A 1,625-nucleotide genomic window follows, 5' to 3' on the forward strand; every position below is an offset into this window, starting at 1 on the left:
GGCCGGCCTGCTCCATGCCGATGAACCACTGCGGCGTGGCACGGAAGATCACCGGCGTCTTGTGGCGCCAGCAATGCGGGTAGCTGTGCGTAAGCTTGGCGAAGGCGAGCAGTACGCCGCGAGCGCGCAGCAGGTCGACGATCGCGTCGTTGGCCTTCCAGATATGCATGCCGGCGAACGACACGTCGCCCGCGAGCGGAAGGTCGCTGCGATACACGCCACGGCCGTCCACGTAGTTGAGCGTACCGATGCCGTAGTGCTGGCTGACCACGAAGTCTTCCGCACCGTGGTCGGGCGAGGTGTGCACCGCGCCGGTACCGTCTTCGTCGGACACATGCTCGCCGAGGATGACCGGCACGTGCTTGTCGTAGAACGGGTGACGCAGCGGCTGGTTCTCCAGCACCGCACCCTGCACGCGACCGAGCACGTTCACGGTATCCACGCCGTAGCGCGCCAGCGCTTTCTCCGCCAGCGCCGAGGCGATGACGAGCAGCAGCGGCTTGCCGTTACGCGAAGGACCTTCGACCAGCGAGTATTCGATCTCGCCACCGAGCGACACGGCCTGGCTGGCCGGCAGCGTCCACGGCGTCGTCGTCCAGATCGGCACGGCGATCATGGCGTCATCGGCGGCGATGCCGAACAGCGCGCCGAAGGACACGGGGTCCACGGCGTCGTAGGCGACATCCACGGCCGGCGAGGTCTTGTCGGCGTATTCGATTTCCGCCTCGGCCAGTGCCGAACCGCAGTCGAAGCACCAATAGACCGGCTTCGCCCCGCGCACGACGTGGCCGTTCTCCACGATGCGCGCGAGGGCGCGGATCATGTCGGCTTCGTAGGTGAAATCCAGCGTGCGATACGGCTTTTCCCAGTCGCCCAGGACACCGAGGCGCTTGAAGTCCACGCGCTGCAGATCGATCTGCGCCATGGCGTATTCGCGGCACTTCTGGCGGAAGGCGGCGGCGTCGAGCTTGTCGCCCGCCTTGCCGAACTTCTTCTCGATGGCGATTTCGATGGGCAGGCCGTGGCAGTCCCAGCCGGGCACATAGGGCGCGCGGTAGCCCGCCATCAGCTTCGACTTGACGACGACGTCCTTGAGCACCTTGTTCACCGCGTGCCCAAGGTGAATCGCACCGTTCGCATAGGGCGGGCCATCGTGCAGCACGAACACCTTGTCGCGGTCGGCAGCCTTTTCCTGGATCTGCGCGTAGCGGTTCACGCGCTCCCAGTTGGCCAGCCAGCCCGGCTCGCGCTTGGGCAGGTCGCCGCGCATCGGGAAGGCCGTCTGCGGCAGGTTGATCGTGTTCTTGTAATCCTGGGTCATCGCTGTCAACCGTGGTTTTCTGAGGCAAGCATGGGGTTCATGCCAAGGGCTTGCCGGGCGGCGATCTCGTCCTGATGCATCTGTGCAGTCAGGGCGTCGAGGCCGTCGAATTTTTCTTCGTCACGCAGTTTCCGCACGAACTCCACGCCGATGCGCTGGCCGTAGAGGTCACCGGAGAAATCGAACAGGTGCGCCTCGAGCAGGGGCTCGCGCACCTCGTTCACCGTCGGCCGGAAGCCGAGGCTTGCCACGCCGGGCCAACTGCAGGGTCCGTCACCGATACCGATGCGCACGGCGAAAATAC

The 1,625-nt window shown here is 65.5% G+C and carries 2 protein-coding genes; both read right to left on the minus strand.

Annotation, left to right across the window (positions count from 1 at the left end; translation table 11 throughout):
• The coding region (locus AC1DT2_RS22770) for a class I tRNA ligase family protein (protein WP_477298935.1) at nucleotides 1–1,321 on the minus strand (1,321 nt) is incomplete at its 3' end.
• Between the two features lie 5 nt (nucleotides 1,322–1,326).
• Nucleotides 1,327–1,625 (minus strand): riboflavin kinase (locus AC1DT2_RS22775; protein WP_477298937.1); only part of this gene is annotated, 299 nt, incomplete at its 5' end.

The organism is Luteibacter sp. P4_E6, assembly GCF_056401535.1.